General features: G+C 51.9%; 28 protein-coding genes, 2 pseudogenes and 1 riboswitch. Of the genes and pseudogenes, 15 read left to right on the forward strand and 15 right to left on the reverse strand.

All coding sequences use genetic code 11. From position 1 onward, the window contains the following. Positions 1 to 348 precede the first annotated feature (348 nt). From PT964_RS12735 to PT964_RS12750, 4 genes are all read right to left on the reverse strand, one after another. On the reverse strand, positions 349 to 1,326 hold the full coding sequence (locus PT964_RS12735; RefSeq protein WP_274363734.1) for a DnaD domain-containing protein: 978 nt from the start codon (positions 1,324 to 1,326) through the stop codon (positions 349 to 351). Between the two features lie 7 nt (positions 1,327 to 1,333). Further along, positions 1,334 to 1,591, reverse strand: a complete 258-nt coding sequence (locus tag PT964_RS12740; RefSeq protein WP_274363735.1) for a hypothetical protein — start codon at positions 1,589 to 1,591, stop codon at positions 1,334 to 1,336. A 3-nt stretch (positions 1,592 to 1,594) separates the two neighbouring features. Then, positions 1,595 to 1,915 (reverse strand): helix-turn-helix domain-containing protein, encoded by a 321-nt coding sequence (locus PT964_RS12745; protein WP_337995028.1) that lies wholly within the window; start codon positions 1,913 to 1,915, stop codon positions 1,595 to 1,597. An 89-nt stretch (positions 1,916 to 2,004) separates the two neighbouring features. Continuing rightward, a complete protein-coding gene (locus tag PT964_RS12750; protein ID WP_274363736.1) occupies positions 2,005 to 2,223 on the reverse strand; it encodes a hypothetical protein in 219 nt (72 codons plus the stop codon). Between the two features lie 98 nt (positions 2,224 to 2,321). Here PT964_RS12750 and PT964_RS12755 point away from each other — a divergent pair, with 98 nt between their 5' ends. After that, the gene (locus tag PT964_RS12755; RefSeq protein WP_274363737.1) at positions 2,322 to 2,561 is read left to right on the forward strand and encodes a hypothetical protein; all 240 of its coding nucleotides are present in this window, start codon (positions 2,322 to 2,324) and stop codon (positions 2,559 to 2,561) included. A gap of 477 nt (positions 2,562 to 3,038) precedes the next feature. On the opposite strand, the gene PT964_RS12760 is transcribed toward PT964_RS12755, so the two are convergent. From PT964_RS12760 to PT964_RS12775, 4 genes are all read right to left on the reverse strand, one after another. Continuing rightward, entirely contained in the window at positions 3,039 to 3,401 is a 363-nt protein-coding gene (locus tag PT964_RS12760; protein WP_274363738.1) for a hypothetical protein, read from the reverse strand. After that, entirely contained in the window at positions 3,401 to 3,589 is a 189-nt protein-coding gene (locus PT964_RS12765; RefSeq protein ID WP_274363739.1) for a hypothetical protein, read from the reverse strand. Before PT964_RS12765 ends, PT964_RS12760 begins: the two co-directional genes overlap by 1 nt. 90 nt (positions 3,590 to 3,679) lie before the next feature. Beyond that, complete coding sequence (locus PT964_RS12770; protein ID WP_274363740.1) at positions 3,680 to 3,913, reverse strand: hypothetical protein; 234 nt, start codon at positions 3,911 to 3,913, stop codon at positions 3,680 to 3,682. A gap of 13 nt (positions 3,914 to 3,926) precedes the next feature. Then, positions 3,927 to 4,172 (reverse strand): helix-turn-helix transcriptional regulator, encoded by a 246-nt coding sequence (locus PT964_RS12775; RefSeq protein ID WP_274363741.1) that lies wholly within the window; start codon positions 4,170 to 4,172, stop codon positions 3,927 to 3,929. Between the two features lie 175 nt (positions 4,173 to 4,347). Here PT964_RS12775 and PT964_RS12780 point away from each other — a divergent pair, with 175 nt between their 5' ends. The 5 genes and pseudogenes from PT964_RS12780 to PT964_RS12800 all read left to right on the forward strand — a co-directional run. After that, positions 4,348 to 4,692: a helix-turn-helix domain-containing protein gene (locus PT964_RS12780; protein ID WP_274363742.1), complete on the forward strand. Its 345-nt coding sequence runs from the start codon at positions 4,348 to 4,350 to the stop codon at positions 4,690 to 4,692. A 19-nt stretch (positions 4,693 to 4,711) separates the two neighbouring features. Beyond that, positions 4,712 to 5,548, forward strand: a complete 837-nt coding sequence (locus PT964_RS12785) for an ImmA/IrrE family metallo-endopeptidase (protein ID WP_274363828.1) — start codon at positions 4,712 to 4,714, stop codon at positions 5,546 to 5,548. Next, positions 5,529 to 6,071: an HIRAN domain-containing protein gene (locus tag PT964_RS12790; protein WP_274363743.1), complete on the forward strand. Its 543-nt coding sequence runs from the start codon at positions 5,529 to 5,531 to the stop codon at positions 6,069 to 6,071. Before PT964_RS12785 ends, PT964_RS12790 begins: the two co-directional genes overlap by 20 nt. Positions 6,072 to 6,110: 39 nt before the next feature. Continuing rightward, positions 6,111 to 7,691, forward strand: a complete 1,581-nt coding sequence (locus PT964_RS12795) for a recombinase family protein (protein WP_274363744.1) — start codon at positions 6,111 to 6,113, stop codon at positions 7,689 to 7,691. 19 nt (positions 7,692 to 7,710) lie between these two features. After that, positions 7,711 to 8,097, forward strand: a pseudogene (locus PT964_RS12800) (manganese catalase family protein); the annotation flags it as partial. 79 nt (positions 8,098 to 8,176) lie between these two features. Here the strand turns inward: PT964_RS12800 and PT964_RS12805 are convergent. Further along, positions 8,177 to 8,728, reverse strand: a complete 552-nt coding sequence (locus PT964_RS12805; RefSeq protein ID WP_274363745.1) for an ATP-binding protein — start codon at positions 8,726 to 8,728, stop codon at positions 8,177 to 8,179. Here PT964_RS12805 and PT964_RS12810 point away from each other — a divergent pair. After that, positions 8,690 to 8,917, forward strand: a pseudogene (locus PT964_RS12810) (manganese catalase family protein); the annotation flags it as partial. The gene PT964_RS12805 and the pseudogene PT964_RS12810 overlap by 39 nt on opposite strands. A gap of 73 nt (positions 8,918 to 8,990) precedes the next feature. Here the strand turns inward: PT964_RS12810 and PT964_RS12815 are convergent. Together PT964_RS12815 and PT964_RS12820 are read right to left on the reverse strand one after the other, a co-directional pair. Then, complete coding sequence (locus PT964_RS12815) at positions 8,991 to 9,455, reverse strand: MarR family winged helix-turn-helix transcriptional regulator (RefSeq protein ID WP_274363746.1); 465 nt, start codon at positions 9,453 to 9,455, stop codon at positions 8,991 to 8,993. A gap of 24 nt (positions 9,456 to 9,479) precedes the next feature. Continuing rightward, the gene (locus tag PT964_RS12820) at positions 9,480 to 10,292 is read right to left on the reverse strand and encodes an N-acyl homoserine lactonase family protein (RefSeq protein WP_274363747.1); all 813 of its coding nucleotides are present in this window, start codon (positions 10,290 to 10,292) and stop codon (positions 9,480 to 9,482) included. A gap of 165 nt (positions 10,293 to 10,457) precedes the next feature. On the opposite strand from PT964_RS12820, the gene PT964_RS12825 reads away from it, so the two are divergent. Together PT964_RS12825 and PT964_RS12830 are read left to right on the forward strand one after the other, a co-directional pair. Continuing rightward, positions 10,458 to 11,510 carry a hypothetical protein gene (locus tag PT964_RS12825; RefSeq protein WP_274363748.1) on the forward strand — a complete coding sequence of 351 codons (1,053 nt, stop codon included), beginning with the start codon at positions 10,458 to 10,460 and terminating at the stop codon, positions 11,508 to 11,510. Between the two features lie 100 nt (positions 11,511 to 11,610). Next, complete coding sequence (locus PT964_RS12830; protein WP_274363749.1) at positions 11,611 to 12,852, forward strand: winged helix-turn-helix domain-containing protein; 1,242 nt, start codon at positions 11,611 to 11,613, stop codon at positions 12,850 to 12,852. A 149-nt stretch (positions 12,853 to 13,001) separates the two neighbouring features. On the opposite strand, the gene PT964_RS12835 is transcribed toward PT964_RS12830, so the two are convergent. Both PT964_RS12835 and pepF read right to left on the reverse strand, forming a co-directional pair. After that, the gene (locus tag PT964_RS12835) at positions 13,002 to 13,874 is read right to left on the reverse strand and encodes a phosphotransferase family protein (RefSeq protein WP_274363750.1); all 873 of its coding nucleotides are present in this window, start codon (positions 13,872 to 13,874) and stop codon (positions 13,002 to 13,004) included. Positions 13,875 to 14,114: 240 nt separating this feature from the next. Then, complete coding sequence (pepF, locus tag PT964_RS12840; protein ID WP_274363751.1) at positions 14,115 to 15,920, reverse strand: oligoendopeptidase F; 1,806 nt, start codon at positions 15,918 to 15,920, stop codon at positions 14,115 to 14,117. A gap of 165 nt (positions 15,921 to 16,085) precedes the next feature. Between pepF and PT964_RS12845 the strand changes: the two genes are divergently transcribed. The 3 genes from PT964_RS12845 to PT964_RS12855 all read left to right on the forward strand — a co-directional run bounded on the left by PT964_RS12845 (position 16,086) and on the right by PT964_RS12855 (position 19,267). Beyond that, positions 16,086 to 16,610, forward strand: a complete 525-nt coding sequence (locus PT964_RS12845) for a hypothetical protein (protein WP_274363752.1) — start codon at positions 16,086 to 16,088, stop codon at positions 16,608 to 16,610. 3 nt (positions 16,611 to 16,613) lie between these two features. After that, complete coding sequence (locus tag PT964_RS12850; RefSeq protein ID WP_274363753.1) at positions 16,614 to 17,492, forward strand: Kiwa anti-phage protein KwaB-like domain-containing protein; 879 nt, start codon at positions 16,614 to 16,616, stop codon at positions 17,490 to 17,492. Positions 17,493 to 17,611: 119 nt separating this feature from the next. Then, on the forward strand, positions 17,612 to 19,267 hold the full coding sequence (locus tag PT964_RS12855) for an immunoglobulin-like domain-containing protein (RefSeq protein ID WP_274363754.1): 1,656 nt from the start codon (positions 17,612 to 17,614) through the stop codon (positions 19,265 to 19,267). 49 nt (positions 19,268 to 19,316) lie between these two features. Here PT964_RS12855 and PT964_RS12860 read toward each other — a convergent pair whose 3' ends face one another. Together PT964_RS12860 and PT964_RS12865 are read right to left on the reverse strand one after the other, a co-directional pair. Continuing rightward, the gene (locus PT964_RS12860) at positions 19,317 to 19,631 is read right to left on the reverse strand and encodes a DMT family transporter (RefSeq protein ID WP_274363755.1); all 315 of its coding nucleotides are present in this window, start codon (positions 19,629 to 19,631) and stop codon (positions 19,317 to 19,319) included. A 2-nt stretch (positions 19,632 to 19,633) separates the two neighbouring features. Then, a complete protein-coding gene (locus PT964_RS12865; RefSeq protein WP_274363756.1) occupies positions 19,634 to 19,981 on the reverse strand; it encodes a DMT family transporter in 348 nt (115 codons plus the stop codon). 54 nt (positions 19,982 to 20,035) lie between these two features. After that, a riboswitch (guanidine-I (ykkC/yxkD leader) is annotated at positions 20,036 to 20,138 on the reverse strand. A 111-nt stretch (positions 20,139 to 20,249) separates the two neighbouring features. Between PT964_RS12865 and PT964_RS12870 the strand changes: the two genes are divergently transcribed. From PT964_RS12870 to PT964_RS12880, 3 genes are all read left to right on the forward strand, one after another. Continuing rightward, positions 20,250 to 21,872: a GAF domain-containing sensor histidine kinase gene (locus PT964_RS12870; protein ID WP_274363757.1), complete on the forward strand. Its 1,623-nt coding sequence runs from the start codon at positions 20,250 to 20,252 to the stop codon at positions 21,870 to 21,872. Continuing rightward, the gene (locus PT964_RS12875; RefSeq protein WP_274363758.1) at positions 21,873 to 22,520 is read left to right on the forward strand and encodes a response regulator; all 648 of its coding nucleotides are present in this window, start codon (positions 21,873 to 21,875) and stop codon (positions 22,518 to 22,520) included. Between the two features lie 150 nt (positions 22,521 to 22,670). Continuing rightward, positions 22,671 to 23,219 (forward strand): NADPH-dependent FMN reductase, encoded by a 549-nt coding sequence (locus tag PT964_RS12880; RefSeq protein ID WP_274363759.1) that lies wholly within the window; start codon positions 22,671 to 22,673, stop codon positions 23,217 to 23,219. The last annotated feature ends 12 nt before the right edge of the window (positions 23,220 to 23,231 follow it).

A 23,231-nucleotide genomic window follows, 5' to 3' on the forward strand; every position in this document is an offset into this window, starting at 1 on the left:
CGAGCTGCCTCCACTCCTCTGGAAGGTCATGCTTGTCCACTATGATCTCAACTTGATTCAATAACCTGATTACTTCTTCACGATAAACACCGAGCGCATTGGCTTTGAACGATTCAAACTCCTTTTCGTCCGTCCAGCCACCTGGAAGGTAACAAAACCTTAGTCCTACTCGATCGGGTTTGAGCGTCGCGCCCATTGCTCTCATCGTCCAAAGGCGGGACCCCAAATCGATTGATTTGTCACGGTCCGGAACGACACGGTGTACCATTAGCAACGCGCAGCGCCACCGCTTAGAATCGGATTCTTCCGGACGTGGGTCAGAAAGCAAATACCCGTAATCCACCATTCCTAACCACCACTCAGCTTTTTGGCTTTTTCCCTGATCCGTTCTAAATCTTCCTCAGAGGCCGACTTCTTTTCAGTTTGGCGGCTGGTTACTGGGATGACAGGACGCTGGTTAGAATTTCGCGGTGGATATCTACTTCTACCGGCACCCGTTGGGGCTGTTGCCTTTTTTCGTTGCTTTGCCTGCTCACGTGTCTTGATTCCTTGCCCACTCCAGCTCTGTTCAACTTCACCTAGATACCGCAGAGACGGTTTTTGCGCTGATTCTCCCATCTCTAGCAATAACTCAATGATGTAAGCCTCACTCTCACCGCGCTTTAGAAGTTTTGAATAAAAATCTCCATACATCGGAGAAATAATCGCGGTTCCGATCACCTTCGTATGAGCCTCGTTTATCGTTTTGTACTCTGGATGTGCCGGTTCTCGGACACCGTCATCTTCGATAATCGGTTCGATTGGCTCAATTAACTCGATTCCTTCGCTCGTAGGCGCTGTTGCAGTAGTTGGTTTTTCTGAAGGCGAAGGAGAAGGCGAAAGAGAAGGAGAAGGTGTGTTTTTTCGCGCTTCTTCGTGCAAATGCTCGCCACTCGCATCATCTGCGCGCAGTTGCGCGCAACTTGCAGGAGCAGGAAGCTTTGATTCGTCTTTTTCGCGTTTAGAACCGCGTATATGCGTTTGGTATTTCCACCATTTCTCTGGAGGAATAGCCATATATTTCTTCCCGTCAATCTCGTACAAAATTATTAGGCCGTGGTTTCCGTATAACTGAAGTGATTCGTCAATAATCTCCGGCGTGACTGTCTCTATCATCGGGAAAATGCTTGCTTTTAACCGCTTTGACGATGCAACTGCCCGACCCCAATCATCGAAGCTGGTGAGAATCCATGGCCAGATCAAGGCCGCTTGAGGAGATTGTTCAGATAGTTCGATTAAGCGTTCATCATTGCTCATATCGCTGCTAACGAATACTTTTCTGGCCATTTCTTTTTCACCCTTTCTCCACTGAATGTGGTAAAATAAACGCAAAGAGACTTGTTCGAAGACGAGTTCTTAGCGACGTCCGGCCTGCCCGCCGGGCGTTTTTCATTTCTATATCCGCAAAACGGATCATTCTTTGCAAATGCGCAACCATATCCTCGCGCTTGCTCTCATCGATTTTTTCCGGATTATTCAAAATCCACTTAAGGTTATGCCTCGCATGTTTTGCAGCTTCCAGAGCGTCCGCGATCAGCTTGTCCCTTGACATTTTTTATCCCCCTACTCCAGTAACTTGTAGAATCTGTTGTGCAATCGTTACGAAATCTACTCCGCTAGCAATTGAGAAAAGTATGTCTTTAGAGTTTGTAAGGTCTAAAACCCGAAAAAACGTTTCCGCATCTACGGTCTTTTTGTTCTTCTCGAATTTGCTTATGCAGCTCCGCGATCTGTTGAGCATCTCGGCTAGCTTTTCCTGGCTAAATCCTGCACGTGTTCGACATGCGTTAATTAAAGTCCCGAATTCCATCATCAACAAAAGTCTCAAAACACTACCCACCCTCCCTTCGTTCCAAATCGGAACAGACAAGGGCATTCTGATGCCTTACTATGTATGTAGATGCTCTGTTGTGCCCTTAATTCCCCTATCCCCTAAATGGCCCGCATCCCCTAGCGGGCCCCCCCTTACTCCAAGCTGATACCAAATTCTTGTGCGAATCGCATTCCAATAAGAACACGAAGCCCAGGTTTGAAACGATACCGGTCCAACTCCTTATCAGCTGCCTTACTGCCCTTTTCAGTCAACCACCAGTTCTGACCGTCGTAAGCGATTAATCCCTCTTCCACAAGCTGTTGATGAACCGGATCGCCCGTATACTCTTTCGCGCTTGCCTGTTTTGGCATTTATACCATTCCTTTTTATTTGGGTTATTTTTACTTCTTCTTTTGTTAAAATGAAAGTTGTCCAGACTTTTCATTACGAAAGAAGGAGGTGAGATTAAATGCATAAATCAGTCGATGTAAAGAAAATTGCCAATCAACTAAAGGATGAGTTTGATGCTAAGCTGAAAGAAGACTATCAAAAGCTTAAACTACAAGCTAAAGAGGAAAATGTTCAGTCCACTGAAGCCTTGATGCTGGATATGATGTTTCTTTTAAGAAACTCTACTGAGAACTTTTTGGTAAACGTTATTCAGAAGGCTTTTGATGAGCTGCAAAATCAGAACGAGAAGCCTGAATAAATACCTTTTCCATGGCAGCCGTCGTTTCTGCGGCGGCTTCTTTAAATACCTTTTGCAACTCCTCCCTCACGATTTCACGGACTCGCTGTTCATCTAATCTCATATTTCTTTCACCACCTTTCTAGCGAATCGCTTGAAAGTTTAATAGAATATTTTTGGCCAAAGAAAATCCGGGCTTTGGCCCAGCTTTTCATTTTTTTACTCTGTTACTTTTATCCGAAGTCGACCTTCGTATTCGTCCAGCTTGTCGTTCCAAAGCTTGATAAGTTGCATTATATTTTCACGGCCATTATCGTTTGTGCCGACGTACAGCGATGGAATCCAACCGCCGTACATGTCGTTCTCATCGTCTGGATCGTCCGGTGCAATCTTCTTTCGGCACTCCTCGCAAAAGCTGTTATGGTCAATTCCCAGATTAATGAACTACCTCAAACAGCTTGAACTTTCGGAAACAGTTCCCACAGTCACTACGACCTGCTATTCGTTTGAGCATTCAATTGCCACCTCATCACTTTCATCCACTTCGATCCGTTGATTTCTTTCTAACCGGCCAACATAGTCGTTGGTCAGTGCTTTCACGGCTGCAAGAGGCAGGTGGAACGTAAACAACTCTGATTCGAAGTCCTTATTGCCTCGAACGTACTTGGTAAAGTCGACGAAAGAACCTTTGCAGAAATACGAATCGTGATTAAACATAATGACAGTTCTGAATTGGCTTGAACGCATTACCTGCACATGGTCAAAAACGAACTTCTCACGATAATCATTTTTGAAAAAGTGATTGATATGCTGGTCGAGCTTCTTATGGACGGTTTTACCTAGCCCTTGGTATTTAAGCATTAGACATTCACCCCTCGTTCGCGGGCATCGCGTACTATTCGCCATGCAATTTTATAAAGCTCACTTACTCGTCTTTCGATCTCTTCTGGATCGCGAGCGATGAAGTTATCGGCGATATGAATCGTCGTGTTACCGAGTTGGTATGTCTCGACGATATTGGGAATGACCTTTTCCTTTTTTCTTTTCACAGAGACATCACCTCTTGGTGTATGTCTATGCGGTGAGGCAGCGTGGACAACCATTGAAATTGAACAACCTCCTTTGCTTCTGCCATTTGCCTACCCGTTCGTTTTAATCGCCTTTTGGATTTCCTCCCTAAGGATTTCGCGAAAACGTTCCTCGTCGTAATCCCTTCTCCAATCCATAAGTGTCCCGATATGGAGGTTCAGTTGCCGATGAAGGTCAGCCAAATCTTTTGGTTCCAAGGTATCGGTTCTGCTCCGGATGTACTCATCCAGCGAAGAAATATTCCTTTCCAGCAGTGTCCCGATATTGATTGTTCCATTTGGCATGCTTTCGCCTCCCCTAAGCCGATGTTGTTGTTTCCTTGCCATTTGGTAACGAATCGTTACCAATTTTGGCAAAAAAAATTGTCCAATTAAACTCCAATATTTCTCCAAGTCGTTTCGCGACCTTAACACTTGGAAGACGTTTTCCGCTTTCGATCATGCTGTAATACGGGCGTTTAATTTCGGCCAAATCTGCTACTTGCTCTTGGGTAAGATCTTTTGTATTTCTCAAATTAATTAGCCAGTTTTGCTCGGTTGTCATCCGTAAACACTCACCACCTTAATGTAGCATTTCGTTACCTCACAATTTGATTATATGTATCAATTTGTTACTAGTCAAGTGTTTGAGTATCACTACGTTACATTTATTTTTATGTAACAATTAGTTACTATTATTTTATAACTAAATTAAACTAATAATTGCGGGTGATAGTAGCATGCTTCGAACGGATCGTCTCACCCAGCTGAGGAATGAAAGAAAAAAAACACACCAAGATATGGCTGACATGTTGGGGATTACAAGACCGGCGTATACGGCCTATGAGAGTGGTTCGCGAAAACCGGATTCAAAAACTCTTTTGAAACTTGCTGATTTTTTTGATGTCTACGTCGACTATTTACTCGGCAGGACAGACCAGCGAAAACCTCCTTCAATAAACGAGCCAGAGGTGCAGTTTATCATGAGAGCAAAGGAAGATCTCTCGCCTAAAGCCTTTAAAAAATTTATGAAGCTCGCGGAACAGGCAAAAAAGTCATTTGAGGATGAGGAAGAAGACATCTAGGGGCGATCAAATTTTGCATATGTTTAAACTCACTCGCCCTCGGTTCATGTTCGCGAACAGAGCTGCACAAGCAGTATTGAGGGAATTAAAAAATCCTCATCCCCCTATTCCAATAGAAAACTTCATTAAAGCAAGGAATTGGGAGATCCATCTGGACGAACTGTATGGACCTGATGGCTTCATGATAAAAGTGTCCAATAAAAGAAGGTCGAAGTTTTATATCTACCTCGCAACGGATGCGGATTTGGACTCGACATATAGAGAAGAAACGCTTCAGAGAAGGCAATACTTTACCTTAGCTCATGAGCTAGGCCATATCTTACTGCACGGAAGTCAAATTCTAAACAGTCATGAGGATATGATGCGAATTCCGGATGACGTTGCAGGAATCATGGAAGTAGAAGCACATTGGTTTGCAAGTCGTGTCTTGATGCCTAACTACGTATTTCGAAATCTTTCAGATCTCATCCCCGAGCAGTTGGCGGATAAGTGCAACGTAAACTTCACAGCTGCATCGAAGCGATTAGAAAAACTAGAACCGGATATACGAAGAAGTTTAATGACAGGCATTCGTCTTGATAAATGGCCGAAATCATATGCTAATACCGAAATGGCATCTCAACCTCGAGGGTACTATTCCGAACGATGGGAATCTTTAGAGGAAGCTATTGATTCCAGTTACTTACTTTACATATGTACGGCATGCGGACTTTTACATAATGAAAGACTAATATCAGGATCTGGCTGCGAGGAATGTGGCAGCAGGCTTCTAAATTTTGACGGTGTGTATAAGCAAATCCCCCAACCGATGGGGATTTCTAAAGAGGTAGGCAAAATTGCTTATCAAAATTATTAAGTGGGCAGTCATCGGTATTCTATGTATTGTTTTTTGGCCGATTGCAATTATCGTTATTCCACTTGTATTAGCTTGGAGAGTGTACCGGAAGAAGAAATCTTCACGCATCACTACCAATGAAGACTTACGCTCTTACGTAGACAATGATGAGTACAGGCAATTTCAATTAAACGTTGCAGGTATAACACATAAAAATGAAGATGGTTCAAAAAGAGCAGATGTCGCTTTTTCTTGCCATTATGGTCAGAAATTGCTACTTGTTCGAGATCCAGAGAATCCGTATGATTCAAATGCTGTTCAGGTTTTGACTGAATATGGTCAACAATTAGGTTTTATTGATTCGTGGAATGCGAAAGAAATGCAAGCATCGTTAAAAGGAACATCGAGGGTATATGAACGCATCGAGGCAATATTTATTGAGGCTGGAATGTTTCGTCCTGAGGGTGAAAAAAGAGATGTTCCCTTTTGTTCAATTGCCATTCGAAGATATTATAAAAAAGCGGAAACGCAAATAGCCGAATGAGTGCCCCTTCGGGGCTCTTTTCATTGGAGGGGGACAATTATGTTCCAGTTACCTGACGGTGAATATGCAGCTTATCTTAGGAAGTCCAGACTGGATTTAGAAAGAGAAGCCAGGGGCGAGGAAGATACGTACAAAACCCATACGCGTGTGCTCATGGAGCTGTCAAAAAGGTATGGGGTAACCATAACCGAAATTTACCGTGAGAAGCCGGCAACGTCCGGAGAACGGATCTCGGAGCGCCCTGAGATGATCAGATTGCTTGGGGACGTTGAAGATGAACGGTGGACGGGTATCTTGGTCGTCGAGGTTGAGCGTTTAGCCCGTGGCGATACTATGGACCAAGGCATTGTAGCGCAAGCATTCAAGTATTCGAATACACTCATTGTTACGCCTATGCGGATATACGACCCGACTAATCCGGATGATGAAGAGTATTTTGAATTCGGCCTTTTTATGTCGCGGCGAGAATTCAAGACGATCACTCGTAGATTGCAGGGGGGCCGCATTAGCGGAATTAAAGACGGGAGGTTTGTCGGTAACCGGCCGCCATACGGTTATGTTCGAACAAAATTGCCGGGCAAAGGTTTCACGCTGGAACCTCATCCTGAGCAATCACCTATTGTGCAGTTGATCTTCTCGCTTTATACGGACCCCGATCCTAAATCAAGATTGGGTACCGCATTGATTGCACGTTATCTCAATGACAGGAAGATACCCACCCAACGGAACAGTAAATGGATTGTGGCCACTGTTAACGGCGTATTAAGGAACCCCGTTTACGCGGGATACGTCCGCTGGGGTTACCGTCCTACAGTAAAGCGGAAGAACAGCAAGAGCCGGCCGCGAAAGTCGGATGAGCACATTGTTATCGAAAAAGGCAGACATCCGCCTCTTATCGACGATATTACGTTCAAACGTGCGCAAAACATTATGCAGGAGAACAGTCATCCGCCAGCTCCAAAGGGTAAGGTAAGCAATCCATTGGCGGGTCTCATTCGATGCGACATGTGCGGCAGCCCGATGCAGTACCGCCCATATAAACGGACTCCGCGGCCATCTCTTATATGCCAAACACAAGGGTGCCCTAATGTGAGCAGTTACTTTGATATCGTTGAAGAAAAGCTTCTGGAAGGCTTGCAGGTATGGTTGCAATCTTATCGGGACCAGTGGGGAGCCAGGCGGCAACATGAGGAAGAAAACGATCAAACAAAATTAAATGTGCATCAGGAAGTGCTAAAATCTCTCCGTAAGAAGCTCGATGAACTAAACCAGCAGAAGGATGAAATTCATGTCCTCCTTGAGAAAAAAGTGTACACTATCGAGGTGTTCTTAGAGAGGCAGCAAAAGATCGCCCACAGTATGGAGGAAGTAAAAGCCGCGATCGCCGTCACCGAGAAAGAATTGGATACGGAGCAGAAAAGAATCACGGCCAAGGTCGATACAATCCCCCAGCTTGAACACGTCCTTAAGGTGTACCCGGATACGGATGTACCTGCAGAGAAGAATGCCCTTTTGAAATCCGTACTTGAAGGCGCAACATATCGTAAAGAAAAGGGCGGGCGCTGGAGCGGAGCCGAAGATAAGTTTACTTTGATGCTGCAACCAAGGCTCCCAAAATAATCACCTACAACAATGATGTACCGAGGAGTTCGCCCACCTCGAGATGATCGCCACGATGGTCTACAAGCTGACGAAGGATGCTACCCCCGAGATGATGAGGGCGGCGGGACTCGGCGACCACTACGCCAACCACGACAAAGCGCTGTTCTATCAAAATGCCTCCGGCGTTCCGTGGACAGCGACCTATATACAAGCCAAAGGCGATCCAATGGCGGATCTGTACGAGGACATCGCCGCCGAAGAGAAAGCTCGCGCCACCTACCAGTGGCTTATAGATATGACGGATGACGTCGATCTGCAAGACGGGCTGAAATTTCTGAGGGAGAGAGAGGTGATTCACTCTTTACGGTTTAGGGAATGCGTGGAAATACTTAAAGCGGAACAAGAGACGAAGAAAATATTTTAATACTCAAGCGTCGCCTCTCCTATCGGTTCGGAGGGGCGGTCTTGTTTTGTTACGGCATTTTTTCACCTTAATCCATGAATCAATTTTTTTGAATGGCTCGATTCCAATCAACTATACATACTTTATGAAACCCTTCGGACACCGTTGGAATTTCCAGACTTTCGTGCAAATCCATTATAACGGTATCAGAAACCGGTTTATTTCTTAGACTGTTTCTTTTACGGCAAACTTCTATCGGTGTATTTATGTAATAACAAATTTTTTCACAGTTACAGTTCGAATATCTCTTTAAAGCAGCTACTCTTGTTTCTGATTTTACATTTGTAGCATCAAGTATGACATTAATTCCCTTTGTTATATTCCTAAACGCCCTGGTGTACAATTCATGAAATACGATAGGATCATTTTTTTCTTCATAACTGCCGGAAAACAACTCTTCTTTTAATGCATCCGAAGACAGTATTACCGCAGTTTCTTTAGTAGCTAATTCCTTTGCGAATGTAGATTTCCCTGCTCCGGGCAAGCCAACTAACATGATTAACTTTGGCATATCGTTTCTCCTCTTTTTTTTCGATAAATAACCTCCAACTATGATGCCTCCGGCTTTCCATGGACAGCGACCTATATACAAGCCAAAGGCGACCCGATGGCCGACTTATACGAGGACATCGCTGCGGAAGAGAAAGCTCGCGCCACGTACCAGTGGCTTATACATATGACGGATGACGCCGATCTGCAAGACGGGCTGAAATTTCTACGGGAGAGAAAGGTGATTCACTCTTTACGGTTCAGGGAATGCGTGGAAATACTTAAAGCGGAATAAGAGACGAAGAAAATATTTTAATACTCGAGATCGCCCTTCCAATAGGCACGGAAGGGCGATCTTGTTTGGCTTACGGCAAATATCCGCGCTTCTTCAACGTTTCCGAAAGCGGGGAGCCGGCGAGCAGCTTCGCCATGACGGCAATCGTCTGCTCAAGCTCCTGTTTCGTGAACGTCTTCTCAACTTCTTCGTGAAACGTTCCTCCCACAACGGAATGCAGCCGCTTGGAAAGCAGCCTTCCCTTCTCCGTCAGCTGCAGCTTCACGTATCGGCTGTCATTCGGGTCGGGCGTCTTTTGTATCATATCGTCCTTGACCATTCTGTCTACCAACCGCGACGGACTTCCGTTCTCGCAAATAAGAAGCTCCCCAAGCTCCTTAAGAGACAGCGGTTCGCGCTTCTCGAGCACGCCGATTACCTCCGCCTGGGACGGAGTGATTTGCAGCGGAGCGAGCAGCTCCTGCAGCATGCGGGCGCCATGCCTTTCTGCTGCGAGAATAAAATATCGGAATTGTTCCACGGTCAGTTGGTCCATAGCGGTCTCCTTCTTTTAAGGTTATCAGCTTATCGTATGAGGTCTGATAACCGGATCGTGATTCGCAAGAACGGCGGCGCAGTCGCTTCTGGCGCCGAACGCCGCTGCCCAGCGCAGCGATTGGGCGGCTTCCTCCCTGCTCGTCTTTATGCCGGGAAGCAGCGCCTGCTCGAAGGACGCCTTCGCGTAACCGACGTCGCTTGCCAGCAGCACCCAGCCGGAGGCGGTAAGCACGAGCGCGGACAGTTGCCCGCGGCTGTGACCCGGCGTATGTACCAAATATAAAGTACCGTCTTGGAACAAATCAACCCCGCGGCGGTAAGGACCGTGCGGAATGTCGTGCAGCGCGGCCGGCGTAATGTCGACGCCCTCCCACATCGACCTTGTATAGCCGACATCCTTGTGCGCGGCTTTCCACTCGAGCTCGCTCGTTAAGATTTTCTTCGCGCCGGCGACGTGCTTCACCCCGCTGATATGATCGGAATGCATATGGGAGATGACGACGTAATCAAGGTCGGTCGGACGGATTCCCCGCTGGAGAAGCTGCTCTCTGATGCTCTGTCCCTCGGGAAGGGCGCCCTTGAACATGGAGTACGACAGCCGCCCCAGGTGTTTGCGCGGATTGCTCCGCATATCCTCGTGCCAGCCGGTGTCGATCAGCAAGAGTCCTTTCGGATGTTCGATCAGATAGGAGGATACCGGGACCCAGCTCTTCTTGCTCGCCGGACGGAGCCAGCCGGTGAACGGCAGCGGGTGGAGCGTCTTTTCTTCAAATGCGAGCGCCCGGTCTATATACACTTGTCCCGTGTGAAGAACGTGAATGTTTGCTGTTTTCATATGCGTTACCTCTTTTTGTTTTTAATAGATGACATGTCATTTGTTTATAATAGATGACGTGTCATCTATTGTCAATGATGTTATTATGCTCCGACATTAGGTCTTCCCTGCGAGCAACAAACATCATATGATTATGGTAAAAATGGTGCGGCGGAGGTTGCTGTAATGGGAAAAATTTTGATCATTATTTTTCTATTATTTTTATTATCGGGTTGCCGTATCGCTACTGAACCAAATAGGCAGGAACAAGCTCCCGGCACGCCTCCGCCTGCCGTTGATTCGTCCGAGGAACAAGTGCTGCAGGACCCTGCACCCGCGGGATCGTCTGAAGAACACAGCCAAAAGGATGCGGAGGTTGAAGTGAAACTGCGCTGCAATCCGTGCATGAGCTCTCCCGAAGAATGGGGAGAAGAAGAGGATCACGCGCCGGTCGGCACGGAAACGTTCTGGGCGGAGGACAAGCCGAAGAAGCTCGGTCCGGTCGCTTTCGGAACGCTGCCGCATGTCGAGCTTGTGGTCGACCCTCCGTTAACGATAAAGGAGTTTAAGCTGGACGCCGGCTTTCCGGACGTTCCGGAGCAATTGCCCGTATATATGCAAGGCAGCTATCCGAAAGAACATAAACAAATGCTCGGTAAATTTGTCGCAAACCCGAAACGATGGGAGTATCACCCCGCCTACTCGGTCCTGTATGACGTCGGCGTTGAGCCTATTTCCGGGCCGATCGAATCTCCGACTCCGGAAAAAATAGAAGCGAAAGCGATAGAGCTGCTAGGACCGTTATTGATGCCCGACACAAAATTAAAAACAACGATAAACAATCCTGACGGGAGCTGGACTGTGGCTTTCGAGCGCACATTTGACGGCCATGTCATACTTAGCGACCGGGGGGTGTCGGTCGGATTCGACGCGGAGGGCCGCGCGATCAACATCATGATTCGGCGGAAGCCGATCCTGGAGGAAAGCGATTATCCGATTCGAACTCCCGAACAAGCTTATGAACTGTTGAAAAGCGGCGGCTTCAAAATTTTATATGTGGAGGATTTCAAGCCGGCATTGAGCGGCGAGGTGGATCGGTTTACGGTCAAAGAAATTGAAATCGCTTATCACGAGCAGCATCCGACCCAAGCGAGGCTTCCTTTACAGCCTTACTATGTATTTCGCAATGAGGCGGGGCAAGCGTTGTATGTGCCTGCGGTTGCGGATCCTTATGTTTAAGGACGCATATGCATGATGCGAACGAATGTTCTTGCCTGTTAGGCGATTGTAATGATATGATTGTAGTTGTGGAAAAATTTGGACTGCCGGAGGAAAAACAATGGACCACACCGTTCCCGTCGCAAGCTTAACGAACTTGCAGGCAAGACGGTTTCTATTAACCCACCATGGCCTCGGGACGACCCCGTCGTTTGCGGGCAAAGCCGGAGCCATGGATTTTATCCGAAGAGTCGGATGCATCCAATACGATCCGCTGAATATCGTAGGACGCAATCCCGAATTGGTGCTGCAATCCCGCATTCCGAAATTCAAACCTGCGCTGCTGCAGGAGCTGCTATATAAAGACCGGCTGCTGCTCGACGGCATGGACAAAGTCATGTCGATTTACCCGGCCGACGATTGGCCTTATTTTCGCCGTTTCCGGGAGAAAGCCCGCAAATATTACAGCTCGATCGAACCGGTAATGAGCGCGCTCCCTGAAGTTCGCGAAGAGATCGAAGCCCGAGGCCCGCTTTCTTCCGACGACCTGAGCCTCGACCGCATGATCGATTGGGCGTGGGCGCCGACCCGTCTGGCAAGGGCCGTGCTCGAAAGCATGTACTTTTGGGGAGAGCTGGTCGTTCATCATAAGAAAAACAACCAGAAGGTATATGATTTCGCGGTCAACCATTTGCCGGAAAGCCTCCTTGAAGCGGCGGAGCCTAATGTAAGCGAGGACGAATATGTCGATTGGCGCATTCTGCGCCGGATCGGCGGTGTCGGTTTGCTATGGGAAAAAGCGGGCGACGCATGGATCGGCCTTACCGAGGTGAAGGCGAAAGAGCGCCAGGCTTCGTTCCGGCGGTTGAGCGAGCAAGGCCGGATCGTCCGGTTGCAGGTTGAAGGGGTCGGCGCGCCGCTTTACGCCAGAACGGAGGATTGGGACTGTCTGGCGGCATGCGTTGACGATCCGTTCGACACCCCCCGCGCGTCCGTTATTGCTCCGCTGGATAATTTGCTTTGGGACCGGCGCTTGATATCGGCAATTTTCGGATTCGACTATATATGGGAAGTGTACAAGCCGGTTGAGCAGCGCAGCTATGGCTACTATGTCCTCCCGATCCTGTACGGGGACAAATTTGTGGCCCGGTTCGAGCCGGGACGGGATAAGGCAACAGGCGCGCTCGTAATCAAAAATTGGTGGTGGGAGCAAGGGTTGGGGATGAAGCCGACGAAAGCGATGCGAACGGAATTAACCCGGTGTTTCCGCCGATTTTTGGACTTCCTCGGCGCCGATTCGGTGACAATCGATCCCGCGTTGGCCGAACGGGAGTCGATCGCTTTTCTGGGCGGCGGCGATTAGCGGGCGGGTTGTCTACGATTCCTAATGGCTTGATCGCCATTCCTATTGACTGATTGCGGCTCCTATTAGGCTCAGAGCGATTGCCATTCCTTTTGAGTTCGGCAAGATTGCCCCTCCCGATAGACCGGAGGGGCATATCTTGCTTTTGTTTAGATGAGATCGTCAGGCAGGTGTGCGTTTGCTTTTAGGACGCTTTTTACTCTCGGAATTGTGTTTTTAGCTTTAGGGAGGCCTACTAGTCTGTTGAGCAAAAGCCATCGTAAGCAAGCTATCGCTTCGAAAAGCCCCAGCTCCTCCCTCGTCGCAGCAGGCTCATCGCCCGTTAGGAACGCCGACCGATACATGGAGCCGTACCGTTCTCCGGCATAAATTCGAAGTAAGATAACGGACCAGCCAATATCGTACCTCGGATCGCCGAGCTGCCCGTTCGTCCAATCGATGATGGAGTATTGCCCTTCGCCGGTTTCGAGAACGTTGTTAAAGTTATAGTCGCCGTGAATGAAGCGGTTTTGCTTTAGGTTCGCTTGTTTGACAAGACGATGCAAGTTTCGTTCGAGATCCGGGTGTCCGTTTATCCCCAGGTAGAAATAATTAATGAAATCGTACTTTTGGAGCGGAGACGCTTCGAATGCTTCCGGCGGCAACCGATGGATGGCGGTTAATAGCCGGGCTGTCGTCGTAAGTGTGCTTTTACTCAATTTTTGAATCGGCGAGCCCCCGAATTCCATCAACATCACTTGGCTATCGTTCTCATCCAGTCCCCAACCTAACGGCTTCGGGACCGCTATTCCTAAATGGTAGAGCGCCTCAGTCAGCTTGTATTGCCTTCCGACATCCGGCCGGGAATCCTTGTTCCACGTTTTGAGCACATAGCACTGCCCGGTTTCGTCATCGCAAATTTTCGACACTTCGGCTTCCAGACCGCCATTCATAAGGGAAAAGACAAGCCGCCCTTCGCTGATAAGCAGCTTGTCAAGTTGTTCGCTTTTCTCGACCCAGCGAAGCTTGCTGATCATGTTCATATGTTTTCTACTTCCTGCCTAAGAAAAATGGTAAGCTTCTCACTGCCGCGCCGCATGACCGACCGCCTCGTACGGAGCTTTATTCCGCTGCAGCACCACACACCGCCACACTTGCTGCTTCCAACGGAAAATACTTCCGTTGCACATACCGCGGGCCTCGGGGCCTCGGGGAAAAGCGCATGAAGGCGGCACATCAGCATCCTACGCCAACGGCCGCCCGGCCCCACAACGCCGCCCGCCTTACTCGTACAGCTTCTCCAACTCGTCGACAAGGCCGCCGACGTAGGCGACGGCGCGGCGAATCGGCTCCGGCGACGACATGTCCACGCCGGCCAGCTTCATCAGCTCCAGCGGGCTTAACGTGCCTCCCGCCCGCAGCACCTCCAGCCAGCGGTCGACGGCGCTCTGCCCCTCCTCGCGGATGAGCCGCGCCACCTCCGTCGATGCCGTCAACCCGGCCGCGTACGTGTACGGGTACAAACCCTTGTAATAGTGCGGCTGCCGCATCCAAGTGAGCCGCGCGCCTTCGTCGATGTCCACCGCATCGCCCCAAAACCGCTCGAGCAGCTCGCCCTTCTGCTCGTTCAGCACCTTCGCCGTAATCGGCTGATCCCGCTCCGCCAAAGCATACACGCGACGCTGCAGCTCGCCCTCCAGCAAATGCGTCACGAAATTGTGATAATACGTGTTCAGGAACTGCCCGATCACCCAGCGCCTCATCCGCGGCTCCGAAGCGTGAGCCTTCAAGCGGTCGAACAGCATCAGCTCGTTCAACGTCGACGGCGCCTCGATGAAATACAGCGACGGCCGAACGTTGACGTAGCTTTGATGGCGCCCCGCCAAGTAAAAATGCCCCGCATGCCCGAGCTCGTGCGCCAGCGTAAACGCTCCGCGCATCGTATCGGTCCATGTCATGAGAATATACGGGTGCGCACCGTACGGGCTGGAGCAGAACGCCCCCGTCGACTTGCCCACATTATCCATGTAGTCGACCCACCGCTCGGCAAGCGCCGTCCGTACCATGCCGCCGTACTCCGGACCGAACACCTGCAGCGCGTCGGACACCGTCCGCGAAGCCTCCTCGAACGTCGTCGCGGGAGAGAACTCCGGATCGAGCCCGATCTTCAGGTCGCAGAACCGAATGCGCCCGAGCCCGAGCACGCGCTCCTTCAGCTTCGCCAGCCGCCGCATATGCGGGGCCAGCTCCGCCTGAATAATGTCCAGAATGTTGTTGTACATCTGCTTCGTTACCTTCTGCGGCTCCAGCAGCATATCCTCGACCGACTCGTAGCCGCGCACGCGCGACATGACGACCTGCCGCTTCACCTCGGCGGCGTAAACGGTCGCGAACGTATTCTGATACACCCGCAGCGTATCCACGAACGACCGGTTCGCAGCCCTGCGCAGCTCCGTATCCGGCGAAAGCTCATACTTCGTCTCATACAAAGCGAAAGACATCGGAAGCTCCGAACTGCCGCTCTCATCCCGAACCGGAGCGAACGTCATGTCCGTCAGCTTGCTCCGCAAATAGATGGAATACGGCGCCCCGAACACTTCTCCCAGGGCGGCAAGCGTCTGCTCCGTCTCCGGGGAAAGGCGGTGCGCCTTCGTATCGAGCAGCTCCTTCAAGCTGCGCATGTACACGCCGAGCCCCGGCTCCTCCGACGCGAACCGTTCCACCGTGCCGTCCGGCAGCTCCAAAATTTCCGACGCGATAAAAGACAGCGCCGTATTCAGCTGCGTATAAGCGTCGCCCGCCCGCGACGCGTTCACCTGATTGTCCGGATCGGTCCCGTCCGCCGAATTCCGCAGACTCGCATACGTAAACATCCGTACGGCCCGTGCGCGCAGCGCTTCCTCCGCCTGCAGGCAAGCAAGCAGAACGCCCGCGCCTTCGCCCAGTGTCCCCTTGAACGCGGTCACGCCTTTCACATCGGCCAACACCGCCTGCAGCTCCGCCTCCCACGCCTCCTGCGACGGAAACAGATCGTCCAAATTCCAAGTCGCCTCTACCGGCAGCTCCGCCCTCTTTTTTCTCGACATCAACCGCAGCCTCCTCCAAAAATGTCATCCGAACTTCCTATCTCAATTTATTCTAGACTGCGGCGGATACTTCCTTTTTCCCAATACATCTCTCAAACCAAAAAGTGTATCGCAAGCAAAAGATGGAAAAACTATAATAGAATTACTAGATTGCAGGAGGTGACACGCGTGAATTATTTGGCCAAAGCCGCGTTGGTGTGCACGTCGTTTTCGCCGGTTTTGCTGACCTACGCTTTCGTTCTTTGGCTTCGCAAGGCGCCGACGGCGCGAATCGCCGCACTCATCCTCATTGTAGCCGCCCTTATAGCGCTTTGCCTGCTCATTATGAGAACCGCCAAGCAAAGACTGGAAACGATCGCCTTTCCGATCCAAACGGTCAAGACGGCCGACGGAGAAGTACTGGCCTTTCTTCTCGCGTACCTGTTCCCCTTCACCTCGCTCTCGACGGATGTCATCAATGAAACGATGCTTCTGTTCGCGCTGGTCATTATTCTTCTGGTTATATGGGGGACGCAAAGCTTTCATGTCAACCCGATCCTTACTTTACTGGGGTATCACTTTTACGAGGTTTCGACGGAAGGGGGAATTACGTACCTGCTCATTTCGAAACGAACGCTTCGCAACGTCAAATCGATCAACACGATCGTCCACCTTACCGATTATATGGTGCTGGACGCCGAAGAGGAGGGATAATTCATGTTTACGAACGTAAGCTTCTTTGTACTGCTGAAGAACGAGGACGGCGGCGCCTCCGTCAAAAGACTTAAGCTGGAGCGAAAGGCGCAAATCCGACTGACCGACATGTTCATCAAAGCGACGAAAGAGCTGCTGGAGCGCGAACGCATTCCGTTCGACGGCAGCTATAAGCCCGACGAAGGGGAGGCCCATCAAATCGCCGGATTCCCCATCCCGCCGGACGTAACGGCCGCGCTTCGCGAGCCGACCTCCGTCGAGGAGCTGACCGTCGACAACAGCCTGCTGCCGAAAATTAACGCGATATTTACGGGAATCTCCCAGCCCGCGCTCATTTCGTTCCAGAAGTTCGGCGCAAACCAGTACATAACTAGTAAAGGGCTGAGCCTGTTCCACACCAACAATACGTTCGAGCTGCTGGATTCCTTCGGCATCAACATTCCGGAACGGGTGGACTGCGTGTTCTCGCTGGATACGCTGCTGTTCGGCTCCTTCTACACCGCCCGGCAAATATTCGACCTGTCGGCGCATTACCGGGAGGCGACCGATGCGGATGTGGCGGAGTTTGCGGGCAGCCCGCAAGTGCTGGTGGAGGATCCGCGGGCATTTTACGGGCAGGCGGACAGCTGGGTGCGGAGAAAGATCGCCATGATCAAGGATTCCAACTACCTGCAAAAGTACACTCCAAGACAAATTTGCGAAAAGGCTGCCGAATACGGCGTAGAGATCGGTTTTACGGCGGACGGCGGCACGGAGCGGCTCCTGATCCCGCAGGACAAAAAGAAAATGAAAGACACGCTGCGCTTCCTGGATGAAGAAATTTACAAAGGGCCGTTCTCCGATACAACCTATTTGACGAATTCCAAGAAGAGGTACGTATGAACAAAGGCCCAAAATAAAAGTTGGAAAAATTTATCGCAGCGACCCCCTCAAACTTCCTGCCGTCCTTCGAATGATATTGTAAAAAATTACATACTACCCGAAAGGATGGTTTAACATTTATGAAAAAGCAATTCGTAGTCATTTCCGTATTGGCGCTTTCCATAGCAGGAGCGCACTCCGCACTGGCTAAGCCGGTAAAATTCGATGAGCCTAAGACGAATGCAGGATACCAAACCGCGAAAAAGACGGGTCTCGAGAACGCGCTGGACCATGTCAAAAACCCGAAGGCAAGAGAAGCGATCAAACGCGCAATGGAAAGACAGAAGGAACAAAAGCCGGAGGCGAAAACCGACGAGCAAATTGTCGCACTCGATAAAGCCGCTCTCAAGATCGGCTACAGCGGTACGGACAGCGCAGCCGGCGTGACGCAAGCCTTAAACCTCCCGACGAAGGGCAAATACGGCTCCACCATCACTTGGACGTCCAGCAACCCTGCGGTCATCTCCAATGACGGCAAGACGGTCGTCCGCCCGACCGGCGCCGACGCGAAGGTCGTATTGACGGCCACGCTCAAAATGAACGCGGCAACCGCAACGGTCCAGTTCGAAGTGGTTGTGAAGGCGCAGCTGACGGACGCGGCGAAGGTTGCGGCGGATAAGGCGGCGCTTGCGATCGGCTTTAGCGCGGGCGACTCCGCAAGCAGCGTGACTTCCAAGCTGACGCTGCCGACTACCGGAGCGAACGGCTCCACGATTGTTTGGGTGTCGAGCGCGCCGGCCGTCATCTCGAACGACGGCAAGACGGTCAACCGTCCGAGCGCCGCGCAAGGCGACGTTTCGATAACCTTGACGGCGTACATTACGAGCGGCACTGTCACCGACGTGAAGTCGTTCACGGTTGTCGTGAAGAAGCAGCTGACCGATGCGGAAGAGGTCGCAGCCGATAAAGCCGCGCTTGAGATCGGCTACAGCACGGGCGACTCCGCGAGCAGCGTAACCTCGAAGCTGACTTTGCCGACCGCGGGTGCGAACGGCTCGACGATCGTATGGGTATCAAGCGCGCCGACCGTCATCTCGAATGACGGCAAGACGGTCAACCGCCCGAGCGCAACGCAAGGAGACACTACAGTAACGTTGACGGCATTTATCACGAACGGAACGGTCACCGACTCGAAGTCATTCACCGTTGTCGTGAAGCGCCAGCTGACCGACGCGGAGAAGGTCGCTGCCGATAAAGCCGCACTCGAGATCGGCTACAGCACGGGCGACTCGGCCAGCAGTGTGACTTCGAAGCTGACGCTGCCGACTACCGGCGCTAACGGTTCTGCGATCGTTTGGGTATCCAGCGCGCCGACCGTCGTTTCGAACGACGGCAAGACGGTCAACCGTCCGGCTTCGAACCAAAGCGACGCAACGGTAACGCTGACCGCGTACATCACGAGCGGCACAGCTACCGACACGAAGGCGTTCTCGATCGTCGTGAAGCGCCAGCTGACCGACGCGGAGAAGGTCGCAGCCGATAAAGCCGCCCTCGAAATCGGCTTTAGCACGGGCGACTCGGCCAGCAGCGTGACTTCCAAACTGACGCTGCCGACTACCGGCGTGAACGGCTCGACGATCGTATGGTACTCCGGCAATACGGCGGTCATTACGAATGAAGGCCTCGTCGTTCGCCCGGCCGGCGCCGATATGCAGGTGACGCTCAACGCGATTATCGTAGGGCAAACCGCGGTTGAGACGAAGGCGTTCACGGTTACGGTTAAAAAACTCCCTTAAATATAGAAAAGGGCTGACGCGGTTGATGCGCGCAGCCCTTTTTTACATTTTAAGAGATCAGCTTTAAACCGACCGCTGCCGCCAAGATGACGGCGATAAACAGGATCCGCTTCCAATCCTTCGATTCGCCGTAAAAAATCATGCCCATCAGCGCTCCGCCGGATGCGCCGATGCCCGTCCAGATCGCGTATGCGGTCCCCATAGGCAAAGACTCCATGGCGAACGCAAGGAAGAGAAAGCTTGCGCCGAAGCCGAGGATCAGCAGCACGGCAGACAGCCAGCTGCGGTCTTTATGAAGCTTATTAATCATTAACACCCCGAACATTTCGCATAAACCCGCTGCAACTAAGGAAACCCACGCCATTTTTATGCCTCAGCTCCCTCTTGTTGTTTGTCGTTGTCTTTCGTAACGAATTTCAAGCCGATCACTCCGGCGAGCAGCACCGCGATCAGCATAATCTTCGCCGCCTGAAACGGTTGGCCGAAAAATACGATATCCGATATGACCGTCCCCGCCGTTCCCAAACCTACAAACACCGCATAGACCGTCCCGACCGGAAGCTTGCTGCCGGCCGCGATCATTCCGTAAAAGCTGATGACGATGGCAATTGCGGTTCCCGCCCAGCTCCAGAAGTCATCCGCATGCTTCAGGCCGATGACCCAGCAAACCTCAAAAACGGAAGCGACTACGACTTTCAACCAATGTTTATTCATTGTGTTTCCCCCCCTTTGTTTCCAACAAAAAAAGCCCGAGAGAACTGTTGCAGGTTCTCCCAGGCTTTTATCCTTCCGTGGCGCAGCGAAGCGCTGCGAGTTTTCTCTCGGACCAGACCAACCGGAAGCTCGTTGCGGAACCCTAGAAAACATTTTTTATACAATTAATATTTATTATACATACTCCTCTGCTTTATTCAAGATTGCTATACGGAGGTAAAGATTGTATCGTTTTATGCAAAAGGTATTATACTAAGGAGTTCTGCCTGTGAACGACCATTCGATTCGGATCAACGATTTGGAGATGCTGCGGGAAATCGCCGAAACGATCAACCAAGCCTATGAGCTGGAGCCGATGCTGAACAGCGTCCTGAACAAGCTGCTCGAGGTGACGGGACTGACGTCGGGCTGGATCTTTTGGGCGGACAAGACGCCGGAGCAATATACGTTCGCCGCCGATTTGAACCTCCCTCCCGCCCTGCAGCGGAACGGGAAGCAGCCGATGAGAGAGGGAAGCTGCTGGTGCTTGGAAAGGTTCTGGGACGGAAGGCTTCACCATGCGGTGAACATTCTGAACTGCGCGCGGCTGGAAAATGCGGTCCGGTACAAGTGGGGAGATACGAAGGGAATCAGCCACCATGCAACGATCCCGATCCGCTCGGGGGACGATCTGATCGGAATTTTGAACGTCGCCGCTCCCGGCAAGGTCAAATTTACGGAGCAGGAGCTCGCCGTGCTGCAGTCGGTCGCCTACCAGATCGGCACTGCGGCGCATCGGATCCGGCTGTACCGGAAAGAGCGAAAGCGCGCCTATTTATTCGAGAAATTGGGCGGCGTGGCGAGACAGCTCGGCTCCAAGCTGGACGGCCGCAACATCGCCGCCGAAACGGCCGCTGCAGCCGGGCTTGAGCTCGGCTGGGCGTCGGTCGCCGTATATATCAAGGAAGGACGGCGGCTCGTACGCAAAGCGTTGTTTTCCGGCGGCAAGCTGGAGGAGCAGACGGTCTCCCACTCCAGTAAGCAAGCCGGTGCTTTATGGGCCGCATTGACGTCCGGCCGCCCTTCCCCGCTGCCCGCGGGCCGCGATCCGCATCCGGACTGGAGCTCCGGCTTTGCCGCGGCGCTCGGAAGCAAGGGCAAGCCGATCGGAGTCATCGCGGTCGGGAGCGCGACGCCTGACCCGCTTGACGACGTCGACGCCGAGGTACTTGCCGCGCTGGCCGCCCATTTCGCCTCCGCCTATGAGAATGTACGGCTGCACGAGCAGAGCAAGGAAATCGCCAAATGGGAGGAACGGAACCGGATCGCCAGAGATCTGCACGACTCCGTATCCCAGATGCTGTTTTCCCTCAGCCTTCACTCCAAGGGGCTGGAGGCGGCGCTTAAGGATGCGCCGCCCCCGGTGGTGAAAGGCGCGCAGGAAATCAGCCGGTTGTCTAGGGACGCGCTCGCCGAGATGCGCACGATGATCCGCCAGCTCCGCCCCGCGGGGCTTGAGGAAGGGCTGCTGACGGCTCTGCACAGGTACGGGGAAAGCATCGGCGTACGCGTTACGTACAAGACGAACGAAGTCCGGCAAATCCCGGACCGGGTCGAGGAAACGCTGCTGCGCGTCGGCCAAGAGGCGATCAACAACGTGAGCAAGCATTCCGGCACCGATAACGCCGCCGTGACGCTTCATATTTCCGATCGCGACATTCGCATGACGATTGCCGACAAAGGCCGGGGCGTACCGGGCGGCAGCAAGAAAGCCGAAGGCTACGGCATGTCGACGATGAAGGAACGCGCCGAGGCGCTCGGGGGAACGGTAACGGTCAAAAGCCGCACTAATAAAGGGACGATGGTGATTGTGCTTATCCCGATGTCCGCGTCGAGAACGGAGGAATTGTAAATGAACCCAATCAAAGTGCTGCTTGTTGACGATCACGCGATTGTGCGGCAAGGGTTGAGCTTTTTTCTGCAAATGCAGCCCGATGTGCTGGTCGTCGGGGAAGCCGCGAACGGCAAGGAAGCGGTGGACAAGACGAAGGAGCTGCAGCCCGACGTTGTATTGATGGACCTTATCATGCCCGAGATGAACGGCATCGAGGCAACGCGCGAAATTCGGCAGCAGCCGCTGTCCGCGAAGGTCATCGTACTGACGACGTTTGCCGACAAGGATCATGTGCTCCCCGCCATTCAAGCCGGCGCCGGCGGCTATTTGCTGAAGGACACCGATCCGGAGCAAATCGTCGCCGCCATTCGGGGCGTTCATGCGGGCCAGCCGCAGCTGCATCCGGCGGTGGCCGGGCAGCTCATGTCTCACTTGTCGGAGCCCGCTCCGCAGCCCGCCTCCTCTCCCGATCAGCTGACCAAGCGGGAGAAGGAGGTGCTCTGTCTCATCGCCCGGGGCATGAGCAATAAGGAAATCGCCGCCGAATGCGGCGTCGCGGAGAAGACGGTGAAGGTGCACGTCAGCAACGTGCTTTCCAAGCTGGGGGTCGCCGACCGTACCCAAGCCGCTCTATATGCGGTCAAACATGGGTTTGTCGAGCTGTAAATCCGCTTTTCTAAGACTAATTGCTTAGGACGAATTTGGTAGCAGATTAGGGCCCTTTTGCCAATGTGAAACGCTGGTGCCGGCAGTAAGATAAATACAAGAGAGCTACGAACATGAAAAAACAGCTGTGGGCGAAAGGAAGCGTTGCTCATGAATATCGTATTATTGGCGGGAAGCAACCGTAAGAATGCAAGCAGCACAAAGCTGCTGCGATATATGGCTAAAGAGCTTGAAAAGAAAGGCGCACGAGCGGTCGTTATCGATTTATGGGAGAAGCCGGTGCCGCTGTACTCTCCGGACGGAGAGGATCGGCTCGACCGCAATGCGGCGGAGATGATCCGTCTCGTTCAAGAAGCGGACGGCATTGTCCTCGGTACGCCGGAATATCACGGCTCGATCTCGGGCGTGCTGAAGAATGCGCTGGATTATATGGGCGGGCAGCAATTTTCGGGCAAGCCGGTGCTGTCGGCAAGCTCGTCGGGCGGAGCGGTCGGCGTCGCTTCGTTGACGCATCTGCAGGACATCGTGCGCAATCTCCACGGCATCAACTGCCCAGAATGGATTTCGATCGGCGGCGATAACCGGCGCTTTGACGAGAACGGCGCCCCGGCATCGGACACGGTGCGCACCCGCATCAACCGTGCGCTCGATTATTTGCTGTTCATGATGGAACGACTCCGTATCCGGGTCAACGCATAGGGGCGGGAGGCG

The sequence above is a fragment of the Paenibacillus thermotolerans genome (genome assembly GCF_028745515.1).
GTDB lineage: Bacteria > Bacillota > Bacilli > Paenibacillales > YIM-B00363 > Paenibacillus_AE > Paenibacillus_AE thermotolerans.